17 protein-coding genes and 1 other annotated feature are annotated in these 16799 nt (G+C 54.3%); of the genes, 1 reads left to right on the top strand and 16 read right to left on the bottom strand.

Going from position 1 to position 16799, the window contains the following annotated elements:
• Positions 1–59 precede the first annotated feature (59 nt).
• Positions 60–899, top strand: a complete 840-nt coding sequence (gene comER / locus AC0YOA_RS08900; RefSeq protein ID WP_475786303.1) for a late competence protein ComER — start codon at positions 60–62, stop codon at positions 897–899.
• Between the two features lie 68 nt (positions 900–967).
• Here comER and leuS read toward each other — a convergent pair whose 3' ends face one another.
• The 16 genes from leuS to spoVAC all read right to left on the bottom strand — a co-directional run bounded on the left by leuS (position 968) and on the right by spoVAC (position 16741).
• Complete coding sequence (gene leuS, locus AC0YOA_RS08895) at positions 968–3409, bottom strand: leucine--tRNA ligase (protein WP_475786302.1); 2442 nt, start codon at positions 3407–3409, stop codon at positions 968–970.
• Positions 3410–3484: 75 nt separating this feature from the next.
• Positions 3485–3727, bottom strand: a binding site (T-box leader).
• A gap of 65 nt (positions 3728–3792) precedes the next feature.
• Complete coding sequence (locus AC0YOA_RS08890) at positions 3793–4566, bottom strand: class I SAM-dependent DNA methyltransferase (RefSeq protein ID WP_475786301.1); 774 nt, start codon at positions 4564–4566, stop codon at positions 3793–3795.
• Positions 4567–4578: 12 nt separating this feature from the next.
• A complete protein-coding gene (locus AC0YOA_RS08885; RefSeq protein ID WP_475786300.1) occupies positions 4579–5481 on the bottom strand; it encodes a CvfB family protein in 903 nt (300 codons plus the stop codon).
• A complete protein-coding gene (gene rsfS / locus AC0YOA_RS08880; RefSeq protein WP_210037753.1) occupies positions 5478–5825 on the bottom strand; it encodes a ribosome silencing factor in 348 nt (115 codons plus the stop codon). The genes AC0YOA_RS08885 and rsfS overlap by 4 nt, the downstream gene beginning before the upstream one ends.
• Complete coding sequence (gene yqeK, locus AC0YOA_RS08875) at positions 5822–6397, bottom strand: bis(5'-nucleosyl)-tetraphosphatase (symmetrical) YqeK (RefSeq protein WP_475786299.1); 576 nt, start codon at positions 6395–6397, stop codon at positions 5822–5824. Before yqeK ends, rsfS begins: the two co-directional genes overlap by 4 nt.
• A complete protein-coding gene (nadD, locus tag AC0YOA_RS08870) occupies positions 6387–6974 on the bottom strand; it encodes a nicotinate-nucleotide adenylyltransferase (protein ID WP_475786641.1) in 588 nt (195 codons plus the stop codon). The genes yqeK and nadD overlap by 11 nt, the downstream gene beginning before the upstream one ends.
• A 62-nt stretch (positions 6975–7036) precedes the next feature.
• Positions 7037–7336: a ribosome assembly RNA-binding protein YhbY gene (gene yhbY / locus AC0YOA_RS08865; RefSeq protein WP_210037755.1), complete on the bottom strand. Its 300-nt coding sequence runs from the start codon at positions 7334–7336 to the stop codon at positions 7037–7039.
• A gap of 25 nt (positions 7337–7361) precedes the next feature.
• Positions 7362–8264, bottom strand: a complete 903-nt coding sequence (locus AC0YOA_RS08860; protein WP_475786298.1) for a shikimate dehydrogenase — start codon at positions 8262–8264, stop codon at positions 7362–7364.
• A gap of 19 nt (positions 8265–8283) precedes the next feature.
• Positions 8284–9405 carry a ribosome biogenesis GTPase YqeH gene (gene yqeH, locus AC0YOA_RS08855; RefSeq protein ID WP_475786297.1) on the bottom strand — a complete coding sequence of 374 codons (1122 nt, stop codon included), beginning with the start codon at positions 9403–9405 and terminating at the stop codon, positions 8284–8286.
• Positions 9402–9929 (bottom strand): YqeG family HAD IIIA-type phosphatase, encoded by a 528-nt coding sequence (locus AC0YOA_RS08850; protein WP_475786296.1) that lies wholly within the window; start codon positions 9927–9929, stop codon positions 9402–9404. Before AC0YOA_RS08850 ends, yqeH begins: the two co-directional genes overlap by 4 nt.
• Before the next feature lie 159 nt (positions 9930–10088).
• A complete protein-coding gene (locus tag AC0YOA_RS08845; RefSeq protein ID WP_475786295.1) occupies positions 10089–12314 on the bottom strand; it encodes a transglutaminase-like domain-containing protein in 2226 nt (741 codons plus the stop codon).
• Entirely contained in the window at positions 12311–13573 is a 1263-nt protein-coding gene (locus AC0YOA_RS08840; protein ID WP_475786294.1) for a DUF58 domain-containing protein, read from the bottom strand. The genes AC0YOA_RS08845 and AC0YOA_RS08840 overlap by 4 nt, the downstream gene beginning before the upstream one ends.
• Before the next feature lie 5 nt (positions 13574–13578).
• Positions 13579–14535 (bottom strand): AAA family ATPase, encoded by a 957-nt coding sequence (locus AC0YOA_RS08835; protein WP_475786293.1) that lies wholly within the window; start codon positions 14533–14535, stop codon positions 13579–13581.
• A 319-nt stretch (positions 14536–14854) separates the two neighbouring features.
• Entirely contained in the window at positions 14855–15205 is a 351-nt protein-coding gene (spoVAE, locus tag AC0YOA_RS08830) for a stage V sporulation protein AE (protein WP_210037761.1), read from the bottom strand.
• Between the two features lie 31 nt (positions 15206–15236).
• A complete protein-coding gene (gene spoVAD, locus AC0YOA_RS08825; RefSeq protein WP_475786292.1) occupies positions 15237–16247 on the bottom strand; it encodes a stage V sporulation protein AD in 1011 nt (336 codons plus the stop codon).
• A gap of 2 nt (positions 16248–16249) precedes the next feature.
• Positions 16250–16741, bottom strand: coding sequence for a stage V sporulation protein AC (gene spoVAC, locus AC0YOA_RS08820; protein ID WP_475768224.1), 492 nt, complete (start codon positions 16739–16741; stop codon positions 16250–16252).
• Positions 16742–16799: the final 58 nt, after the last annotated feature.

Below are 16799 nucleotides of genomic sequence, written 5' to 3'. Positions count from 1 at the left end.
ATGTTGGCCTTGCCCCCTTGCATAGGGTAGTAAGAGCAAAGAGCCAAGGAGGGGTTACGATGAATGTTGGATTTATCGGAATCGGAAGTATGGGAAGCTTGCTTATCGATTCGTTTATCGGTTCGGGCGCGCTTGAACCGTCACAAATTACCGCCAGCAACCGTACCTTCGCCAAAGCGGAAAAGCTTGCCGTCCGGCACCTTGGCCTGCGCGCTGTCCCCCTTAACCGCGATGCCGTCATCGGACAGGATCTGATATTTTTGTGCATCAAACCGCTAGAATATAAACGGGTCATCGAGGAGATTCGCGGGATTCTGTCGGAAGACCAGATTGTTATCTCGATTACCAGCCCTGTCCTGATTGAGCAGCTGGAAAATTCTCTCCCCTGCAAGATAGCGAAAGTCATTCCCAGCATAACGAATTTTGTATGCTGCGGCGCAACCTTATGCATGTACGGCGATAGACTGAATGAAGCGGATAAAGCCCGCCTGAACAACCTTTTCTCCATGATCAGCGCACCTCTGGCCATTGATGAGAAGCATACGCGGATCGTCTCGGATATTTCCAGCTGCGGTCCGGCCTTCATGGCCTTTGTCCTGCAGAGCTTCATCAACGCGGCGGTTGAAGAAACCGGAATCCCCCGGGAAGAGGCGGAGATTGTGGCAAGCGCGATGCTCTATGGCACCGGCCAGCTGCTCACCGAAGGAGGCATGTCGCCAGAAACCCTTCAGGCAAGAGTAGCCGTTCCCGGCGGCATAACCGCCCAGGCGCTTGCCCTGCTGAACCGCGAGCTTGACGGTGTATTCAATGCCGTCATCCGGACGACACATGCCAAATACAAGGAAGATCTGGAGCGGGTCGCTCTCTCCTTATACGGCAAAGAGGTGAATGGCCCATAACGCATGCTTTGCGTTAATAAGCCATTCACCTCTTTTTACCAGGCAGCTTTGCTTACCTTGACTGATTCTTAATTGGCTACGATGTTGACAAGCTTGCCCTTGACGGCAATTACTTTGCGGATCGTCTTGCCCTCAAGCGCCTCAGCCACTTTAACGGATAGCTTGGCGATGCTCTCCATCTCGGATTCCTCCGTATCGGCCGCTATCGAGAGACGATCGAGGATTTTTCCGTTCACCTGTACGACAATTTCCACCTCTTGATCAATCGTCCAGGACTCATCGTAGGCTGGCCAAGCCACATAAGTGACCGACCCAGTATGACCCAGCTTTGACCACAGCTCTTCGGCGATATGCGGCGCGAGCGGAGACAGCATCTGAACAAAATGCTCGACTGCTTCCCGGGGGAGCGATTCTGCCTTGTACGCCTCATTGACGAATATCATCAGTTGACTGATCGCCGTATTGAAGCGCAGATGCTCGTAATCGTCCGTTACCTTCCTGATCGTGCGATGCCAGGTGCGCTTGAACGCATCCGTCGTTTTTGCATCCGATATTTTCGCATGAAGAGCGCCGTCTTCCCCGATCGCCATCCGCCATACGCGGCTGAGGAAACGGTACATCCCTTCCACACCGTTGGTATTCCATGGCTTCGTAGCTTCAAGCGGTCCCATGAACATCTCATACATCCGCAGCGTATCTGCCCCGAACTCATTGACAATATCATCAGGATTGATGACATTGCCCCGCGATTTGCTCATCTTCTCATTATTCATGCCAAGAATCATGCCTTGATTGACCAGCTTATGGAACGGCTCCTTCGTATCCACAATGCCCAGATCGTACAGCACCTTATGCCAAAAGCGCGCATAAAGCAGATGAAGCACAGCATGCTCCGCGCCGCCGATATACAGATCCACCGGCAGCCACTGCGCCTGCTTCTCCTTGGAGCAAAGCTCATTCTGGTTGTGAGGATCAATAAACCGCAGATAATACCAGCAGCTGCCCGCCCATTGCGGCATCGTATTGGTTTCGCGGCGCGCCTTCATCCCCGTTTCCGGATCAATCGTCTCCACCCATTCGGTCACATTCGCCAAAGGCGATTCGCCCGTCCCGGAAGGCTTGATCTGATCGATTTCCGGCAGCAGCAACGGCAGCTGGTCATCCGGAACCGGCTTCATCGTGCCATCCTCCAGATGAAGAATCGGAATCGGCTCCCCCCAATAACGCTGGCGGCTGAACAGCCAGTCGCGAAGGCGGTAGGTGATTTTACCTTTGCCCTTGCCGTTCTCCTCCAGCTTGCGGATCATCAGGGCGATAGCCTCTTCGTTGTTCAATCCGTTCAAATATTGCGAATTCACATGGGGACCGTCTCCGGCGTAGGCTTCCCCGGTGATCGTCCCGCCCTGAACAACCTCCACTATAGGCAGATCAAACTGCTTGGCGAATTCCCAGTCGCGTTGATCATGGCCCGGTACTGCCATAATGGCCCCGGTGCCGTATCCGGCAAGAACGTAATCGGCGATCCAGATCGGTGTTTTGGCTCCGCTCACCGGATTGATGGCATAGGCTCCTGTAAATACGCCTGTTTTGTCCTTGGCCAAATCTGTGCGCTCCAGATCGCTTTTGCGTGCGGCAGACTCCTGGTAAGCTTCCACGGCAGCTTTCTGCTTCGCCGTCGTAATTTGAGCGACAAGCTCGTGCTCCGGCGCCAGCACGCAGTAGGTTGCGCCAAAAAGCGTATCGGGCCTTGTCGTAAACACGACCAGCGATTCCTCATAGCCGTCGATGGCAAAGGTCACTTCTGCTCCCTTGGATTTGCCGATCCAGTTGCGCTGCATGTCCTTGATGCTTTCGGTCCAGTCCAGTTCCTCCAGATCCTCAAGCAGCCTCTCCGCATATTCCGTGATCTTCAGCACCCATTGGCGCATCGGCTTGCGGATGACGGGATGATTGCCCCGTTCGCTCAGGCCGTTGATAACTTCTTCGTTCGCAAGCACTGTGCCCAGCGCAGGACACCAGTTAACAGGAACCTCCGCCACATAAGCGAGTCCCTTGTTAAACAGCTGAATGAATATCCACTGCGTCCATTTGTAATAATCGGGATCGGTGGTGCTGAATTCGCGGTCCCAGTCATACGAGAAACCAAGCGACTTGATTTGTCTGCGGAAATTATTGATATTCTTGACCGTAATTTCCCGAGGATGCTCCCCCGTATCCAGAGCATGCTGCTCCGCAGGCAGTCCAAACGCGTCCCAGCCCATCGGGTGGAGGACATTATAGCCCTTCATCCGTTTGTAGCGGGAGACGATATCAGTAGCCGTGTACCCTTCGGGATGGCCTACATGCAGCCCTGAGCCGGATGGATACGGAAACATATCCAGCGCGTAAAATTTCGGTTTTCCCGGATCCTCAGTCGTTTGAAAAGTCTTGTGCTCATCCCAATACATCTGCCATTTCGGCTCAATGACCAGTGGGTTATAGCCTTGCTGCTCTGGACGTTCCTGTGACATTACCATTGCCTCCCGATTTCATTTGCTTATATTCGCATATTTTTCATAAAAAAACCTCCCGCCCCCAGCGTAAACGCTAGGGACGAGAGGATTATCTCCCGTGGTACCACCCTAGTTAACAACAGGCATGCTTTGCCGCTGCTCACTCGAACCCTTAACGCGGGCGGGACGGCACGCTTAGACAGGCCATAAGCTAATATACCTGCTTGCACGTGCGGCTCCAAGGCGAGTTCATAACCCCTCTGGTCCGGCTTGCACCAACCGCCGGCTCTCTGAATCCAGTTCAAGGAAACTACTGCTCCTTATCGACGCCAACCTAAAATGATTAGTTCGATTATAAAGAAGCACCCCCACGCATGTCAAGAGCACATCTGGATAAGTCTTCATTTTACCGCAGCGAAGAAGAGCCGCTCAGAACGGTCATCGGGCGCAGCCAGCCTAAAGTCCGCGAACGATTCCACCCTGCCAAACCCCGCTCTCGCCAGCGCCTCCAGAATCCACTTCGGCTGGTAAGCCCGCTGGACATGAATCTCTTCAAAACGGTTGTAATGGGACGGCCGTTCATCCGACTCACGGACAAAAATCGTCAGATGATGCTCGATTTCCACCCGTTCGCTGTCCAGATCGCTCGTCCAGATGTAGGCGATATCCCGGTCATCCAGCACGAAGGGCTGCTCATCCGCGTAACGCTGCAGAGTCCTGGGCGGATGCACATCGAAGAGGAAGACGCCGCCGGGCTTAAGTCCTTCATAGGTGGCACGGAAGGCGGCTTCCACATAATCCTCTTCCGTCAAATAATTGATGCAGTCGCAAAAGGAGATAACGGCATCAACCTGCTCCGGCAGCTCCCAGCTGCACATATCCTGCTGCAGCCAGCGGATGGCGCCTGCAGAGGACCGAATCGCCTGCTGCGGGCTTTCGTCCCATTTGCTCCGCCCGATGCTGAGCATGTCAGCCGAGAGATCGATACCGAATACCTGAAAACCGGAGCGAGCGAGCGGAATCGCCAGACTCCCCGTGCCGCAGCCCAGATCGACGACGGTTTGCGGGATGCCGTAGCGGTCCCAGCACTCCCTTGCAAACCGCAGCCAATCGGAATAGGGCATGTCCTCCATGAGACGGTCGTAAACGGTGGCAAACTGCCGGTAAGCACGCATCGCTTCTCTCCTCTATTCTTCTTCTGCAGGCTGCTTTTCCTGTACCAGGGTCGTCCAGCTTCCGTCCTGCACAACAAGCCCTTCCCTCATGAGCTTGCCAATCGCCCGCTTGAAAGCCGACTTGCTTATATTAAACTTCTGTTTAATGATATCAGCCGATGTTTCGTCCGAATAGGGCATGGCTCCGTCAGGCCGCTCCCGCAGAAAGGCAAGGATGCGTTCCGATTCCTCCAGCCTGCCCACTTCCTTGCGGGGAGTCATCGACAAATTGACCCGTCCGTCTTCACGGATGAACGTCACTCTGGCCCGGACACGCTCGCCCAGCCGCAGCAGCTTGGTCCGCTCCTCTGCAGGAACAAAGCCCATAACACCAAAACCGACAACACCGCCGTCAATAAGTACAAAAGAGCCAATCTTCAGCGTCTTGGTGACAAAGCCTTCCACCCATGTATTGCGCCAGGATTCCGGTGCGGAAAAAGCAAGCTCGGCAAGCTCTTCTTCAAAAGCCACTTTTGCCACGAGACGGCCGATTTTGTCATGGGCCAGGATCACATGCACTTCATCGCCGCGCTGGGGACGCAGCTCCTTGAGCTCCGGCTGCTCGGACATTGGAAGCAGCAGCTGCCGCCCGAGTCCCATCTCCAGAAAAGCGCCGATACGCGGATGGATATCCGCAACCGCCAGACGGGCGACCTTGCCAAGCGTAATGAACGGCTGCTTCATCGTTGCCGCGATCCGGTCATCGGTATCATAAAATATGAAGGCTTCAACTTCATCGTCCACTTTCGGACGGTGACCGACAAGCTCGGTATAGTGAAGCAGCACTTCCGATTCTCCATCACTCAAAAAATAGCCGTAGGGCGACACTTCACGCGCCACCCTGAACTTCTGGATTGTACCGGCTATTAAACTCATGCAAACTCCACAACTTTCGCGTCGGACCACAGCCGCTCAATATTGTAATATTCACGTTCTTCCCGGTGGAAAACATGGACAACGACATCTCCGAGATCGATGAGCACCCACCGGCCCGAGTCCATGCCCTCAATTCCGCGCAAACGCGCGCCATTGGACTCCGCCTGCTTGCGTATTTCCGTTGTAATCGCCTGTACCTGCGTATCCGAATTACCGTGGCAAATCACAAAATAATCGGCCACAAGCGAAATGTTCTGCAAATTGAGAGCGACGATCTGATGCGCTTTTTTCTCCTCGGCCGCTGCTACTACGAGCTGCAGAAGTTTCTCTGGTTTTATGGTCATTGCTCAGCCTCCCTGGCTTTTAATAGTAAATCGTTGCGTGCTGCTATGGTGAGCGGGTAAATCCGCTTCCCTTGGGCCAGTAAATGAGTGATGGTGGAGTCAAACCCGGCGATCAGCGCCTTCTCCAAATGCTGTCCGGACAGCTCGCGAATACGCTCCACTCCCGGAAAATCTCTTCCCGGCTCCATGTAATCGGCCAGACAGACGATTTTATCCATCCGCGTCATGTCTTCCCGGCCCGAGGTATGATAGCGAATCGCATCCAATACACCGGGGTCCGTGACGCCAAAGTTATGCTCGGCGACATAGGCGCCAACAGGCGCGTGCCACAGCTCTTTGTCATACTTGAGCAGATCGGGGGGAAGGTCCTCCTCGCGGATAATGGCTTCCATTCGCGACGTTTGCCAATACTTCGCCACATCATGCAAAATCGCGGCGAGCTCCGCCCGCTCGGGATCCTCCCCGTAGCGCCGGGCAAGCACTACGGATGTCTCCATAACGCCAAGCGTATGCTTCCAGCGGCGCTCCGGCATCTCGGCCTGAACAGCCGCTATCATGTCATCACGATTCATATAGACCATTCCTTTTTATAAAAGAGTGGACCTTCTCCGGCACCATGAAACGGATGGATGAGCCTTCTGCCCTGCGCCTGCGGATATCCGTCGAGGAAAGTCCGATAAGCGGCATCTGCGTTATTTGGAGCCGGTCCAGGATGTAATCCGGAAGCCGTGATTTCTCAATCGATTCCCCCGGTCGTTCCACACCGATGAAGTTGACCAGCTCCGCCAGTTCTTTGGCACGGTGCCAGCTTGGAAGGTCGTTAATCCGATCCGATCCGATAATAATGCTGAACGAACGCTCCGGATTCTGCTCCAGAAGCGCCTCTACCGTATCAATGGTATAGCTCGTTCCGCCCCGCTCAAGCTCAATATCAAGGGCCCGGAAATGCGGTTGAAAATCAATAGCCCGATATACCATTTCAAGCCTGGAAGGCCCTTCGGCTCCCGGCTCATTGTCTTTCAGCGGAGGCTGAAAAGTAGGGATGAACCATACCTCGTCAAGACCGCACGCCTCACGCGCTGTTTCCGCAGCGAGCAGATGCCCGTAATGAATCGGATCGAATGTTCCGCCCATTATACCAACTTTTATCACGATGTCCGCTCCCTTCCGTTACCATGCGCCATCCCTATGACCCTCGCAAGGTTCGCGTATTAACTGTTTTTCGGCAGTACGATTGTTTTATAGTCTTTGGATTCCTTGTAAAGAACAATGGTCTTGCCGATCACCTGTACGAGCTCCGCTTCCGCTTCCTCCGCCAGCCATTCGCCCACTTCTTTTGGATCCTCGACAGAATTGTTTAGGACTGAAATTTTGAGAAGCTCGCGCTTCTCGATCGCTTCTTCCACATGGCGGACAAGATTTTCGTTCATTCCGCCTTTGCCCACCTGAAATACGGGCTGCAAATGATGCGCAAGTGCGCGCAAATGCCTTTTCTGTTTGCCTGTCAGCATGTTGATTGTTCCTTCTTTCGTCATATTAGCGTCCAGAACCGAACGCATCAAGCACAGCCGAACGCATCGCCTCGACAGGAGCCTTGCGGCCTGTCCAATATTCAAAGGCGTAGGCCCCCTGATAGATAAACATCCCGAGCCCCCCATGAATGCTGCAGCCCCGCTGCTTCGCCTCCGCAAGAAAGCGGGTCGTCATCGGGTTATAAATCAAATCGCTCGCGATGGCGCCGGGCGCAAGCCAGCTGGCATCGACAGGCGTCTCGTCGATCTTCGGATGCATCCCGAGCGATGTCGTATTAATTATGATATCCGCTTCGCCGCATGCTTCCCGCAGTGCTTCGCTGCCGATGGCCCGCAGGATGTCTGTTTGGCCTTCAAAGGCCAGGACCAGCTCCTCCGCCCGCTGCACCGTGCGGTTCGAGATCGTAATGCTGGCCGCTCCTTCGCGGGCCAGGGCATACACGATCCCTCTTGTCGCGCCGCCAGCGCCGACAATCAGTATCCGCTTCCCTGCCAGATCCGGCTCCGCTTCCTCCTTCAAGGACCGGACATATCCGATCCCGTCGGTATTGTAGCCTACAAGACGACCATCATGGTTTACGATTGTATTTACCGCCCCTATGGCCCGGGCGCTCTCGTCAAGCTCATCAAGCAGTGGCATGACAGCAAGCTTATGAGGAATCGTGACATTCACGCCTCTGATTCCCATCGCCCGCACGCCCGCGACAAAATCTGGCAGCTGCGCATCCTTAATATGAAAAGCGGTGTAAATTCCGTTGATGCCGGTTTCCCGGAAGGCCCTGTTCATCATGACCGGTGATTTGGAATGATGGATAGGATCGCCGATGACACTATACAAGATGGTATGGCTGTCCACAACATTTCCAGCCTGTCCGGAGATTCCCGCAACGTTGTCTGCTGTATTCACTGTCTTAGCCCACTCCTTCTCAAATCAGCGCGTCGCGCAGCATGACCCGTATGCCTTTGGGGGCGTAGATATCGATAATCGCTCCCGAGGTATCATTGATACGAATCCAGCCCAGACCGGAGATCACAACATCCATATCGGAGCCGCGTTTGATCGTCAGCCGATGTCGAGTCCAAGCCGGGATTTCCTCCAGTTGTTCTCTGGTCGGCGGAGCGAGCATCTCTCCCCGATGATCGGCGAACAGCTGATCGGCCCGCTCCAGCTTCGTCCGGTGAATCGGCAGCGAGTTGGACGTGTACAGGGTGAACGATTGTCTCGGTCCCTGGGCAAAATCAAATCGGGCCAGCGACCCGATAAACAGCGTCTGCTGCTCGTTTAATTGATAAACGACCTGCTTGATCGGCTTGTCCGGCAGCAGCGCCTGCAGCACGCCGCGGGGAACCACTTCGGTCAACCGGTGGTTGTAGACGATGCCGGGAGTATCGATGATGTCATGTCCGTCATCAAGCGGAATATGCACGGCATCAAGCGTCGTTCCGGGGTAGCGGGATGTAGTCAGCTCACGCTCGAGATCGCTGTAATCGCGGATGATCCGGTTAATCAACGTGGATTTCCCGACATTGGTCGCGCCTACGACATACACATCCCGGTCGCCGCGGTGCTCGGCCAACGCTTCAACCACACGTTCAAACCCGATGTTGCGCTTCGCACTGCACAAAACGATATCCACTGTCCGCAGTCCCTGTGCCTTGGCTTGCCTTTGCACCCAGTTGAGCAGTCTGTTCATATTAATGCCTTTGGGCAGCAAATCCACTTTATTGACGACAAGCAGCACCGGATTATTGCCGACAAACCGCTGCAGTCCGGATATCAGACTGCCTTCGAAGTCAAATAAATCGACAATATGAACGACCAGGCTGTCGGTTGCGGCAATACCGCCGAGCAGTCTTAGAAAGTCGTCCTGATCAATGGCGACGGAAGCCGCCTCGTTATAATTCTTGATACGAAAGCAGCGCTGGCAGATTAAAGGCTCTCTCTCCAGCGCCGATTGCGGGATATACCCAAGCTTGTCGGCCGAATCCGTTTGCAGTTTGATTCCACAGCCTGCACAAGCGCCCAGCTCTAATTGCTCATTTGTCAAGACTTACGTTCCTCCTCGGGCCACAGCCCTTTTTTGCGCAAACGGGACAGGGCCACTCGTTCGATCCTGCGGTTGATCCGGGTCATGAACCCTTCATCGCCAGGCGATATCGGGCTGACAAGAATCGTGAACAGTCCCATCCGCCGGCCGCCGAGCACATCCGTCATCATCTGATCGCCAATGACCGCCGTATGCTCGGCTGCCAGCTCCATTACCGTAAGCGCTCTGACAAACGCCTTGTTGGAGGGTTTGCGGGCGGCATGAACAAACGGAATGCGCAGCGGATCAGCGAATTTCGAGACACGGGTGCGGTGGTTATTCGATACGATGACGACCGTAAAGCCCAAATCGCGCACAACATCAAGCCATTTGACAAGCTCCGGTGTGGCGAGCGGCACTTTGGCGCCAACAAGTGTATTGTCCAGATCGGTTATGATCCCGAGAATGCCCCGTTCCTTCAAGGCATGCAAATCGATATCGTAAATGGTATTGACGCGCATATGCGGCAACAGCCGTTCAAACATATTTTCGACTCCCCTGTTATCGCTATCAGGAAAAACTATACCATACAAAGGGAATTTGTTGCAAAGCACGATTCTCCAGCCCGCCGTCATCAGGCTTCCCCTTGCAGAATCAAATAACCGGAAGGCATGCCGATGCCGTCCGGTTATTTGATCCATTATTTACCCGATACGCTCACGGATCAGCTTCACATTGCTGTCGAAACGGTCGGCTTCCTCCTGGGTCAGCATCTGGCTGCTGTACATCGCTTTCTCAAAGGTTCCCAGTACAACCTTGAACTCGGACTGCAGAAAGGTCAACCGCCCGGACCAATGAGTCATGGTTTCACGAACCGTTTCATTCGCCTGACGGTCAAGACCTTTTTTACGGCAGTATTTGATCAAGCGGTTCGTCTCTTTCACAATCATCTCATTAATAGTGCCTGTACCGCGGCGGTAGCGGCGAAAAGCCGCAAGAATGACACGCAGACGGAAAAGCACGATCAAGGCAGCGATTACGGCTGCGCCTGCAATATAGACCCAGACCGGCATTTTGAAGCTTTCCGCTGCCACAGGCTCATCAACGGCTGCAGGTACTTCGGGCTCAACCTCGGGCAGCGGGGCCGCTTTTTCCTCAGGCAGCAGGTAGGGATACAGGAAGCCCGCCGTCGGCTCGAATGGCAGCCAGCCGTATCCGTCAAAATAAACCTCTACCCACGAATGGGCATCCGCATTGCGCACCGTATAGGTGCCAGAGCCATCGGGATTAAGATCCAATCCCGGTGTGCCCTCCATCCCCATCATACTGGGATCGACCGCCATAGCCCCTGGAGCGTATCCTTTCACCCATCTGGCCGGAATGCCGGAAGCCCGGGTCAGCACTGCCATCGCGGTAGAGAAGTAATCGCAATAGCCCTCCCGTAACTCAAAGAGAAAGGAATCCACGAAATCGCTGCTTTCTTTCTTGGACAAATCAGGCTCATTCGTATACGTATAGTTCAGCTGCAGATATGCCTCGATCGCCTTGGCTTTATCGTAAGGCGTTGACGCATCCTTGGTGATGGTTGCCGCTAGATCCCGGACACGCTGCGGAAGCTCCTCAGGCAGCTGGGTATACATGGGGCTCATCTCGCTGTCGTCCCGGGCCGCCTTACCCTCACGCAGCGCCGGTTCGTCGAGCAGCGTTACTTCCGAGACAATCGAGTAGGTTTTGGGATAGCTGGCATTCCTCTGGGGCAATCTCAGCTCCCATGACTGCGGCATCCAGTTCAGACGGGGCAGCGAGCCCTCGCCGTCATTGACGGAAACCACGCTTGCTATCGGTCCCGCGCCAAACAATACGGGATACTTGTCATCGCGGAGCATGGTGAAGGTCTGTTCCACCTTGTCCGTCTGGACGGAATCCGGCTGCCCGATCGGCTGCAGCTGCTCATCCTTCGCTATGGAGCCGACCACTTCTTCCTGTCTTTCTCCCCTCGCTTCCTCCCAGCCGCTTCCATTATAGAAAGCCTTCGTTTCGCCGCGCCAATAGCTGCGTTTCGTGGTAGTAACCGTCATGACGGGAGAATAATCGAATTTGAAGCCGCCGCCCAACTCATCATCATTGCGGCTGTAGCCTGAGCGGCTGTCGCCGGTGTTCTTCGCTGCGGAGGAACTGACTCCCTTATCCCCCACAAAAGAAGGAACCGCCTCCCCTCTGGACTCTTTCCAGGCTGTATAGGGATCGGTCAGAATCGGCTTGATTGTCGGAACGAACAACCCCGCGCCCATGAAGATCGCAAAAATAAGCAGGACGGGCAGGAACAGGCTGAGCGGGTAATCCAGCAGATGGCGCCAGCTGTCCGGATGGCTTTGCTTGAAGCCTGAAAAATGACTGGCCACAAGCCAGGCAAGTCCCGTGAAAACGATCCAGGCGATCTCGTCCCACAAATAAATCGGCGTAAATAATGAATCCATAATGGTCAGGGAAAGAAGCGCCAAACCGACCATAACAATAATGCCGATACGCTTCATCCGGAAAACAAGGATTAACCGGAAGATCACCCATACCGCAAGGCTGATCCACAAAATAGGCGACAGCTGGTCGAACTGCGAACCGGCCCAATCCGCCCAGTCAGCTGCTTTTCGTTTATCTCCGATAAAGGAGACCCACTGAAAATCCGTAAATACAATATTGAGAACCAGAATCGCAAGCAGCTGCAACAAGCCTGACATGATTTTTGAAGGAAGGAATGCGACAAATAAAAAGGTGGTCAGGAGCAACCCGTTAACGACCGCGAAAGTTTCTTCCCACCAATAATCTCCCAGGCAGCTGATCCATTGAAAAATAATGATGCCGGTAAACAAGGCCGACAGCTTCAAATATAAATCGGCCGTCAGCCATTTGACAAATCCGCGGGAAGGATTCATGCGGTCCCTCCTTCCAGGACGCCGGGAAGTTCCTGGAGAGCGCCAAGCGAATGTGCTGCGTAGCCGCTCCGCTGCAGCAGCCGCAGCCAGTCTGCGCCTTTGACCTGGGAATCTCCTATCCCCACAACATTGCTAGTGCCCTTAAGATGGATCAATACAGGCACGGTACCCTTGCGCTTCAACCATTCCATCGAGCGCACCGCCTCTTCGCCGCCTTGCGGACTTACAATCACCACGAAAGACCCCGCAGGGATCAACAACGACGACTGTCTCAGCATCCGGTATAACGGAGTCGTTCCATCCGGCTGAACCTTCACGAGATGGTTCATGAGCATCAGACGGTGATCCGAGGACGATTGCGGCGCAAAGCTGTCCACACTCTCCCCTGCGGATACCAGACCGACTGCAGTAGCCCGCCGAAACCCGAATTCAAGCAGGGAAGCAATGACGGACACGCCGGTCTCGAACTGCTCCTGGTTCTCGTATGAACCTGAATAGCGGTCCAGCACAAACACGGTTCTGGGCAGGGATTCGCGCTCAAACTCCTTCGACTTCCATTGACCGGTTCTTGCCGTAGCATTCCAGTGAATACGGGAGAGCCGGTCGCCATAGATATATTCGCGGACGCCGTTGATCTGAGTGGTCTCCTTCGCCGACAGACGCGATGAAGAGGTGGAATAGGGTCCTTTCACACCCAGCTTGAGCTGACGCCACTGCCGGATGGATACCATTCTCGGATAAACGCTGAAGGGAACGGAGGATTCAAAGGAACCCACATGCTCGAACAAGCCGAAAATATCGCGGGTCGAGCACTCTGTAGGCGCGAACTGATAAACGCCACGCTCCAGCGGCGGTGTGGTATACGTGATTTCCCCCGCTCTCCGGTAGCTCGGCACGAACGAGGCTTCAAACGGAACCGAGCTGCCGTTCTGGCGGACAAGACGGTCGCGCACCAGAATATACGGTATCGGCCAAACGCCGGGAACCCGGATAGAAATATGCACTTCCATTCTTGCGCCCGCGGACAGTGTATGCTCGGATTGCGATACGCCTCCCGACGCATTGGACAGACGGCGCATGCCCGTCACATTGCCGATTCCGCTCCACCTGCCCATCACAAGATAAAGCAGCAGTACATTCAAGATACAAAAGAGCATTAAGGATGTTTTGCCGCCCTGAAACAGCAGGAACAGCAGGGCGCCGATATAGATGATGCCAAACATCCGCCATCTGAACATCGTTGCTTTTGCTGTCAGCATATGCGTTATCGCTCCATCCGAACGGGCACGTTCGTTTCGCGAACGACTGTCTCAATAACTTCCTCCGCCGTTAGTCCATTCACTCTCGATTCGGTGTGAAGCATCATCCGATGCGCCAGTACGGGCGAAGCAAGCTGCTTGATATCGTCGGGAATGATATAATCCCGTTCCTGGAGGAAGGCACTGGCTTTGGCCGCAGCCAGCAGGGAAATCGCCGCGCGGGGGCTGGCGCCAAGCTGCACGCCCTGATGCTCGCGGGTTGCACGCACGATGCGGATCAGATAATCGGCTACCGCCTCGTCCACATGCACCTTCTTCACGCTGCCCATTATAAGGGCGATACGCTCGATATCGGCGATGGGGAACAAGGAATCCGCAGGAGCTGAGGAATTCGGGGAGAGCACCATCTGGCGCTCCGTCGCTTCATCCGGATAACCCAGCGTAATCTTCATCATAAAACGGTCAAGCTGCGCCTCAGGAAGGGTATAAGTGCCTTCAAATTCTATCGGGTTCTGGGTAGCAATCAGGACAAAAGGAACCGGAAGGGCGTAGGATTCGCCATCCACCGTCACATGCCGCTCCTCCATGGCTTCAAGCAGGGCCGACTGCGTCTTTGTCGTCGCGCGGTTGATCTCATCGACGAGCAGGAGGTTAGCCATCACCGGACCCGGCCGGAATATGAATGCTTCATCCCTAGGATGATAAATAGCGACGCCTGTAATATCGGTCGGCAGCAAATCCGGGTTGCATTGAATGCGCCTGAAATGGCCGCCGATCGTTCTGGCGAGCGCTTTCACAAGCTGGGTTTTCCCGGTGCCCGGCACATCCTCAAGCAGAATATGCCCACCGGCAAGCAGAGCCACCATCAAACGTTCTATTTCTACTTTCTTACCCAGGATACAATTTTCCAGATTGCGGCGTATTTCATTGCATAACGTAAAGTCAGCGCTACGGTTGTCCATAGAAAAACCTCCCGGATGATGAAATGGAAACGGAATTGGAAATAGAAGAAGAAACAGCAGACGCCTCGGTACGAACTTTATACGGAAGTTCCCGCATTTAGTTGCGTACCCATTAGGAAGCGCAGCAAGTTTCTTCCAAGCGTGCTTATGAGGGAAAAGTTATTCCTGTCTATTACTTTAAAGATTGTTGATAAAAATTGCATCATGTTATTATTTTACAAAAGATACATCCTAACGTATAGCTGTATATCCAACAAAAAAAATTGGAGAATCCCACAGGGATTCTCCAATACACGGATTTTTGAACCGTCTCTTCCGTTTATCCCTTGGGCTTGGCCACGAGCGCCGCGAGGAAAGAGAAGATAATCGCAGCGGAGATACCCGCACTCGTCACATCGAATATCCCGGTAATCACCCCGATCCATCCGTCGCGGTGAAGCTCTGTAATCGCGCCGTGCACAAGCGCATTGCCGAAGCTGGTTATAGGCACAGTCGCCCCCGCACCGGCAAAATCAATGAGCGGCTCATACCAGCCCAGGCCGTCCACTACAGCACCCACGACAACCAGTGTCGCCATCGTATGAGCCGGGGTTAATTTGGCAACATCAAACATCAGCTGTCCGATAACGCATATTGCGCCTCCAATAATAAACGCCCACAAGTAAATCATGATGATCTATGCTCCTTCCGGAATTTTAAAGTTAATTTGGCTGTTCGATTGAAACGGCATGGGCGATGCAAGGAATGCTCTCTCCCTGCTGATAAGAAATGGGAGACAAAAGCGCGCCGGTGGCGACCATGAGAATTCTGCGCAGCTCCCCTTGCTTCATGCGCTTCAGCAGATGGCCGTAAGTCACGACAGCGGAGCACCCGCATCCGCTTCCGCCCGCCTGTACCTGCTGCTTGTCCAGGTCATATATCATCAGGCCGCAATCATTGAATTCCGTCTGTTCCATCTGGACTCCGTCGCGCTTGAGCAGATCTCTGGCAATCGGAAATCCGACCGAGGCCAGATCGCCAGTAACGATCAGATCATAATCTCCCGGCTCGCGGCCCGTATCATTAAAATGGGTCTGGATGGTGTCCACCGCAGCAGGCGCCATTGCCGCTCCCATATTAAACGGGTCCTTAATGCCCAGATCGACGATTTTGCCGACTGTGGCGCATTCGATTACCGGCCCATCCCCTTCGGCCGCAAGTACCACGGCTCCGGCGCCTGTAACGGTATATTGGGCGGTCGGCGGTTTCTGCGAGCCGTATTCCGTGGGATAGCGGAACTGCTTCTCGACGGTGCAGTTATGGCTGCAGGTGCCGGCCAGAACATATTGTCCGGAGCCGGAATTGACGATCAATGAAGCGATGGCCAGCGATTCCATGGAGGTGGAGCAGGCGCCGAACACCCCCAGATAGGGAGCTCCAACGGTCCGCGCGGCAAAGCTGTTGCTGATGATCTGATTCATGAGATCGCCGCCGACGTAAAACTGCAGCTGCTGCTTGTCAATGCCTGCATGCTCCAGGGCAAAGTCCGAAGCCTGCTCCAGCAGAAGGCGCTCCGCTTTCTCCCAAGTTTTCTGCTGCATATCAAGCTCCGGATGAATCAGATCGAAGTCTGCTGCCAGCGGTCCATCCCCTTCATCGGGCCCGACAACTGTGGCTGAACCGATTATGACCGGCCGTTTGTCAAACCACCACGTTTGCTTGCCTCGCAGCATGGTCAGTGTCCTCCAATCCCGAACACCCAGTAAATAATGCCGATGAAGAAAGCGGCGACTGTGCCAAAGACGATAACGGAGCCGGCAATTTTGAACATATTCCCGCCTACCCCCAGCACCATGCCCTCGCTGCGGTGCTCCAGCGCGGCCGAGCACATGGAATTGGCGAACCCGGTAACTGGGACCGCGGAGCCAGCTCCAGCCCACTGTGCCAGCTTATCGTAAACACCCAGGCAGGTCAGGATAACCGAGATCAAAATAAGGATGGCTACCGTCGGATTCCCTGCTTCAATCGGTGTCATGTCGAAGGCATAAGCGAAGAAATCCTGAATCGCCTGACCGATCAGACATAAGCAGCCGCCCACCAAAAATGCTTTCAAGCAATTTTTCAGAACAGGCCGGGCGGGCTCGCGCGACTTGGCGAAGGCCTGGTACTCCTGGGGGGACATCGTCATTTTTTTGTATTTGCTTTTCTCTGCGCTCTTGGTTGTCATTGTTCACCCCGTAACCATTTTTCTGTATTTCACTTTTCCTCGGGCGGCACTCCTATCC

The organism is Paenibacillus sp. JT22N12 (assembly GCF_056269365.1).
This window is presented reverse-complemented; position numbering and strand designations above follow the sequence as displayed.

Bases quoted from the DNA above. Each gene is read 5' to 3' on its own strand.
- comER (WP_475786303.1), top strand. From the start codon at position 60: ATGAATGTTGGATTTATCGGAATCGGAAGTATGGGAAGCTTGCTTATC.
- leuS (WP_475786302.1), bottom strand. From the start codon at position 3,409: ATGTCACAGGAACGTCCAGAGCAGCAAGGCTATAACCCACTGGTCATT.
- AC0YOA_RS08890 (WP_475786301.1), bottom strand. From the start codon at position 4,566: ATGCGTGCTTACCGGCAGTTTGCCACCGTTTACGACCGTCTCATGGAG.
- AC0YOA_RS08885 (WP_475786300.1), bottom strand. From the start codon at position 5,481: ATGAGTTTAATAGCCGGTACAATCCAGAAGTTCAGGGTGGCGCGTGAA.
- rsfS (WP_210037753.1), bottom strand. From the start codon at position 5,825: ATGACCATAAAACCAGAGAAACTTCTGCAGCTCGTAGTAGCAGCGGCC.
- yqeK (WP_475786299.1), bottom strand. From the start codon at position 6,397: ATGAATCGTGATGACATGATAGCGGCTGTTCAGGCCGAGATGCCGGAG.
- yhbY (WP_210037755.1), bottom strand. From the start codon at position 7,336: ATGCTGACAGGCAAACAGAAAAGGCATTTGCGCGCACTTGCGCATCAT.
- AC0YOA_RS08850 (WP_475786296.1), bottom strand. From the start codon at position 9,929: ATGTTTGAACGGCTGTTGCCGCATATGCGCGTCAATACCATTTACGAT.
- AC0YOA_RS08845 (WP_475786295.1), bottom strand. From the start codon at position 12,314: ATGAATCCTTCCCGCGGATTTGTCAAATGGCTGACGGCCGATTTATAT.
- AC0YOA_RS08840 (WP_475786294.1), bottom strand. From the start codon at position 13,573: ATGCTGACAGCAAAAGCAACGATGTTCAGATGGCGGATGTTTGGCATC.
- AC0YOA_RS08835 (WP_475786293.1), bottom strand. From the start codon at position 14,535: ATGGACAACCGTAGCGCTGACTTTACGTTATGCAATGAAATACGCCGC.
- spoVAE (WP_210037761.1), bottom strand. From the start codon at position 15,205: ATGATTTACTTGTGGGCGTTTATTATTGGAGGCGCAATATGCGTTATC.
- spoVAD (WP_475786292.1), bottom strand. From the start codon at position 16,247: ATGCTGCGAGGCAAGCAAACGTGGTGGTTTGACAAACGGCCGGTCATA.
- spoVAC (WP_475768224.1), bottom strand. From the start codon at position 16,741: ATGACAACCAAGAGCGCAGAGAAAAGCAAATACAAAAAAATGACGATG.